This is a genomic window from Kitasatospora nipponensis, from assembly GCF_039528135.1.
GTDB classification, from domain to species: Bacteria; Actinomycetota; Actinomycetes; order Streptomycetales; family Streptomycetaceae; genus Kitasatospora; species Kitasatospora nipponensis.
The window spans coordinates 1-5739 of record NZ_BAAALF010000309.1 but is presented as its reverse complement, the minus strand read 5'-3'; the positions used below and the strand labels follow the sequence as shown (position 1 = coordinate 5739).

Annotated in this window: 3 protein-coding genes; 1 reads left to right on the top strand and 2 read right to left on the bottom strand. The window is 72.7% G+C overall.

Annotated elements, in window-relative coordinates:
• Positions 1 to 204 precede the first annotated feature (204 nt).
• The gene (hrpA, locus tag ABD323_RS39040) at positions 205 to 4125 is read right to left on the bottom strand and encodes an ATP-dependent RNA helicase HrpA (RefSeq protein WP_344446855.1); all 3921 of its coding nucleotides are present in this window, start codon (positions 4123 to 4125) and stop codon (positions 205 to 207) included.
• Between the two features lie 326 nt (positions 4126 to 4451).
• Here hrpA and ABD323_RS39035 point away from each other — a divergent pair, with 326 nt between their 5' ends.
• On the top strand, positions 4452 to 4880 hold the full coding sequence (locus ABD323_RS39035; protein ID WP_344446854.1) for a MarR family winged helix-turn-helix transcriptional regulator: 429 nt from the start codon (positions 4452 to 4454) through the stop codon (positions 4878 to 4880).
• Positions 4881 to 4944: 64 nt separating this feature from the next.
• On the opposite strand, the gene ABD323_RS39030 is transcribed toward ABD323_RS39035, so the two are convergent.
• Complete coding sequence (locus tag ABD323_RS39030; RefSeq protein WP_344446853.1) at positions 4945 to 5652, bottom strand: oxygenase MpaB family protein; 708 nt, start codon at positions 5650 to 5652, stop codon at positions 4945 to 4947.
• Between the last annotated feature and the right edge of the window lie 87 nt (positions 5653 to 5739).

Genomic DNA, 5739 nt, shown 5'->3' with positions numbered 1-5739 from the left:
ACCCGCGACCTCCACCTTGACAGGGTGGCGAGCTAACCAACTGCTCCACAGGACCAGAGTGTTCTTGCTGACTTTACCGCCTTGCCCCTGCACCTCGCAGCGACAAGACAGATCGTACTGCATGTCAGGCCCCCAGGTCGAACCGGCTGCGGCGATCGCCGCCGGTCCGACCCGGGGCCTGCTGAGCGGGCTTCAGGAGCGGGCTCAGAGCGTGCCGGCCGCCGCGTCCATCGCCCGCAGGATCCGCTTCTCCGAGACCGGCGTCGGGGTGCCCAGCGACTGCGCGAAGAAGCTCACCCGCAGCTCCTCGATCATCCAGCGGATCTGCCGGATCTCGGGGCTCGGCCGCCGCCCGGCCGGCACCGCCGCCAGCAGCTCCCCGTAGGCCCGCTGCACGTCCTGCACCTTGAGCAGGTGCTGCAGGTCGCGCTGCGGGTGGTTGGGCAGCGCCTCCAGGCGCCGGTCCACCGCCGCCAGGTACCGCTTGAGGTCCGGCAGCCGCTGCCAGCCGGTGGCGGTCACGAAGCCCGGGTGGACCAGCGAGGTCAGGTGCAGCTTGATGTCGTTGACCGCCGAGAGCAGCACCGGGCTGCTGACCGTCTTGAGCCGGTTGGTGGCCCGGTGGAAGGCCACCAGCGCGCCGGCGGTCTTCAGGGTGGTGTCCGCGGCGAGCTCGTAGAGGTCGGCGCGCACCTTGTCGTGCAGCTTGGCGAAGGCCGCCTCGTCCCAGGCCGGGCCACCGCCGATGACCATCAGCCGGTCGGCCGCGCAGGAGGTGATGTCCTCGAAGAGGGCCGGCACCGAGCCGTGCGGGTTGTAGGAGAGCGCCAGTTTGGCCTGGTTGCCCAGCCGGGCCTGGATCCCCTTGGCCGGGGAGTTGGTGGTCAGCAGCAGCAGCCGGCGGGTGCCGGTCCACATCGCCTGCTCCTGGGCCTGGGGGGTGTCGAAGAGGCGGATCGCCACGCTCTCGCCCTGGTCGGTGAAGGCCGGGTAGGCGCGCAGCGAGTGGCCGCGCGAGCGCTGCTCGAAGGTGCGCTGGAGCAGCGGCAGGTCGGCGGGCCAGGCGGTCAGGCCGGTGCGCTCGATGCCCTGGCCGGAGGCCGCCGAGGAGAGGGTCTCCTTGAGCTTGGGCTTGAGCGCCAGCCGCAGCTCCTCGAGGTCCTTGGACTCGGCGAGCCTGCGCTTGCCGTCCACCACCCGGAAGGTCACCTTGAGGTGGTCCGGCACCCGCTCGTCGTCCCAGGCCTCGGGCGGGATCGGCAGGCCCGACATCCGGTGCAGGATGCGTTCCAGGGTGGGCAGCAGCGGCTCCTGGCGGTCCGTCATCTCGCGCAGCGCGGCCCGGGCGAAGTCCGGCGCCGGCACGAAGTTGCGCCGGATCGCCTTGGGCAGTGCCCGGATGTAGGCGGTGACCAGCTCGGCGCGCAGGCCCGGGATCTGCCAGTCGAAGCCCTCGGAGGTGACCTGGTTGAGCACCGGCAGCGGGATGTGCACGGTCACGCCGTCCGCGTCGCTGCCCGGCTCGAACTGGTAGGTCAGCTTGAAGCGGAGCTTGCCCTGCTGCCAGTGGTCCGGGTAGTCCGCCTCGGTGATGCCGCCGGCGGCCTCGTTGATCAGCATCGACTTCTCGAAGTTGAGCAGGTCGGGCGACTCGTGCCGGGCCTTCTTCCACCAGGCGTCGAAGTGCCGGGTGGAGACGATGGTCTGCGGCAGCCGCGCGTCGTAGAAGTCGAAGAGGGTCTGGTCGTCGACCATGATGTCCCGGCGGCGGGCGCGGTTCTCCAGCTCCTCGACCTCGGAGAGCATGGTGCGGTTGGCGGCGAAGAAGTGGTGGTGGGTCTCCCAGTCGCCCTCCACCAGGGCGTTGCGGATGAACAGTTCGCGGCAGAGCTCGGGGTCGATCCGGCCGTAGTTCAGCTTGCGCTGGGCCACGATCGGCATGCCGTAGAGGGTGACCCGCTCGAAGGCCATCACCGCGCCGGCCTTCTTCTCCCAGTGCGGCTCGCTGTAGGTGCGCTTGATCAGGTGCGCGGCCAGCGGCTCCACCCACTCGGGCTCGATCTTGGCGTTGATCCGGGCCCAGAGCCGGGAGGTCTCCACCAGCTCGGCGGACATCACCCAGCGCGGCGGCTTCTTGAAGAGGCCCGAGCCCGGGAAGACCGCGAACCGGGCGCCGCGCGCGCCGCCGTACTCGCGCTTCTCCACGTCGTAGAGACCGAGGTGGGAGAGCAGGCCGGCCAGCAGCGACTGGTGGATCCGGTCGGCGTCCGGCTCGGCGTCGGGATGCGGCTCGTCCATGGTCACGCCGAGCTGCTTGGCCACCGTGCGCAGCTGGGTGTAGATGTCCTGCCACTCCCGTATCCGCAGGTAGTTCAGGAACTCGGACTTGCACATCCGGCGGAAGGCCGAGGAGGAGAGCTCCTTCTGCTGCTCCCTGACGTAGCGCCACATCGCCAGGTAGGAGAGGAAGTCGGAGGTCTCGGAGTTGAAGCGGCGGTGCCGCTCGTCGGCCACCTGGCGCTTCTCGGTGGGGCGCTCGCGCGGGTCCTGGATGGAGAGCGCGGCGGCGATCACCATGACGTCGCGCACGCAGCCGTTGCGGTCCGCCTCCAGCACCATCCGGGCCAGGCGCGGGTCGACCGGGAGCTGGGCGAGCTTGCGGCCCAGCGGGGTGAGGCGCTTGCGGACGTCCTTCTCCTGCGGGTCGAGCGCGCCGAGCTCGTGCAGCAGGTTGACGCCGTCCTTGATGTTGCGCGAGTCCGGCGGGTCGAGGAAGGGGAAGGCGGCGATGTCGCCGAGGCCGGCCGCCGTCATCTGCAGGATGACCGAGGCGAGGTTGGTGCGCAGGATCTCGGCGTCGGTGAACTCGGGGCGGGCGAGGAAGTCCTCCTCCGAGTACAGCCGGATGCAGATGCCGTCGCTGGTGCGGCCGCAGCGGCCCTTGCGCTGGTTGGCGCTGGCCTGGCTGACCGCCTCGATCGGCAGCCGCTGGACCTTGGTGCGGTGGCTGTAGCGGGAGATCCGCGCGGTGCCCGGGTCGATCACGTACTTGATGCCGGGCACCGTCAGCGAGGTCTCGGCGACGTTGGTGGCCAGCACGATCCGGCGGCTGCCGGAGCGCTGGAAGACCCGGTGCTGCTCGGCGGAGCTGAGCCGGGCGTAGAGCGGGAGGATCTCGGTGGAGCGCAGGTTCAGCTTGCCCAGCGCGTCGGCGGTGTCGCGGATCTCGCGCTCGCCGGAGAGGAAGACCAGGATGTCGCCCGGCCCCTCGGCCTGGAGCTCCTGGGCGGCCTCGCAGATCGCCTGGATCTGGTCGCGGTCGCGCTCGACGTCGTCGCCCTCCTCGTCCGCCTCGTCCACCAGCGGGCGGTAGCGGACCTCGACCGGGTAGGTGCGGCCGGAGACCTCGACGATCGGGGCGTCGCCGAAGTGCTTGGCGAAGCGCTCCGGGTCGATGGTCGCGGAGGTGATCACGACCTTGAGGTCCGGGCGGCGCGGGAGCAGCTGCTTGACGTAGCCGAGGATGAAGTCGATGTTGAGGCTGCGCTCGTGGGCCTCGTCGATGATCAGAGTGTCGTACTGGCGCAGCTCGCGGTCGGTCTGGATCTCGGCCAGCAGGATGCCGTCGGTCATCAGCTTGACCAGGGTGTCCTGGCCGACCTGGTCGGTGAAGCGGACCTTCCAGCCGACGGCCTCGCCCAGCGGGCTGCGCAGTTCCTCGGCGACCCGCTCGGCGACGGTGCGGGCGGCGATCCGGCGCGGCTGGGTGTGGCCGATCAGGCCCTTGACCCCGCGGCCGAGCTCCAGGCAGATCTTGGGGATCTGGGTGGTCTTGCCCGACCCGGTCTCGCCCGCCACGATGACCACCTGGTGGTCGCGGACGGCCGCCAGGATCTCGTCCTTCTTCTGGCTCACCGGCAGCTCGGCGGGGTAGCGGATCTCCGGGACGGCGGCGCGGCGCTGGGCGACCCGCAGCTCGGCGCGCTCGATGTCGGCGGCGAGTTCGGCGGTGACCTTCTCCCGGGCCGGCGCCTTGTGGATCCGCCGGGCGCCCTCGAGCCGGCGGCCGATCCGCTGCTGGTCGCGCAGTGTCAGCTCGGGCAGCCGGGCGGCCAGCTCGCCGATGCCGGGGGCCGCGGCGGCGGGGCGTGCCCCGGCCTCGCCGGCTGGGTCCCCGGCCGCCGGTGGCTGGTCGGTCGACGGCTGGGCTGCGGGAGAACTCACTGCGGGCATCCCTCTAGGTTCGCAAGGAGGGGCGGGCGGCCGCACCTCAGTTTCTGCGCGTTGTCTCGGCGGCTCCAGTGTCACATCCGGTGGAGGCGGCAGCGCCCGGCGGCGCAGGTGACGGGCGCGCGTGGGGAGCCGCGCGGGATGGGGGGTGGTCGGACAGTCGTCGTGCGGATAGTCTCTGGGTACTGTAAGTGTCGACGAGGAATCGAGGTGGCGGGCGGATGGCGCTCACTCCGGAGGAGAGCCCCGGCTTCCTGCTGTGGCACGCCACGCTGCGCTGGCAGCGCGGCATCGCCGCCGCCCTGGCCCCGCTGGACCTCACGCACCCGCAGTTCGTGCTGCTGGCGGGCCTGTGGTGGCTGGACCAGCAGGGCGGACGTCCCAACCAGCTCGAACTCGCCCAGTACACCGGCACCGAGGTGAAGACCGCCTCCCAGGTGCTGCGCCGGCTGGAGGCCAAGGAGTTCCTGACCCGGCAGGTCGACGCGACGGACACCCGGATGAAGCGGCTGGCGATCACCGCGAGCGGCGTGGCGGTGGCGGTGCGGGCGGTGGCGGTGGTGGAGCAGGCGGACGCGGAGTTCTTCGCGGCGGCGCCGGACCGGGCGGCGGTGCTGGACGTGCTGCGGCCGCTGGCCTGGCCGCGCTGAGCCGAGCACGTCGCGCCGGGCCGGACCGGTAGCGCTGACCGGCCGCCGCCGGTGCGCTGCCGCGTCAGGTGGTGCGCAGGCCGCGGCGCAGGGCGCCGGCCGCCAGGGCGCGGACCGGGGCCGGCGGGTGGCGCACCCCGAGGGCGGCGCGCAGCGGATCGTCGAGCAGCGCCGCGGCCAGCACGCCGGCCAGCGGCGTCGGCGCGGCGGGCAGCCGGGCGGCCAGCACCGGGCCGGTGCTCCGCCACAGGGCGTGCGCCGCGGCGCTGGGCGCGAAGCGGCGCTCCTCGAAGTCGCGCATCCAGCTCCCGAGCGCCGGCAGGTCCGGCTGCGGGACCGGGGGCAGGCCCAGGGCGTCGGCGAGCTCGCGGTGGAAGGCGAACGCCGCGGCCCGCTCGGCCCCGGAGACCGGGCGCGGGCCGTACCCGTCGATCAGGCGCAGCGGGCAGAGCGTGAAGCAGGCCAGGACGTAGTGCATCAACTCCGGGGTGATGTCCGGCCGGTCGTGGAGGCGGCGGAGCTCCTCGACGACTCTCCGACCGGCCGCACTGCCCGGGCCGTGACCGATCAGCGCGAACATCGCCACCCCGGTGGCCTTGGCCCGCTCGCCGGGTACGGCCGACAGCCGGCCGGTGCCGTGCAGCACGGTGGCCACCTCGGGGACGCCGAAGGTCCGCACGAAGCCGAGCGCGAGACCGATCCGGCAGGCCTGCGGCATCGTGTCGAGGACCAGCCGGGCGTAGGGCGAGGCGGCGGCCGGGGCCCGGCTCACCGGCGCGCGCCGCTCGGGTCGGCGCCGGCCGCGGCGGCCAGCGCCAGGTCGGCCGGCGCGCTGTGGAGCGCGCGGGCGACCCGGACC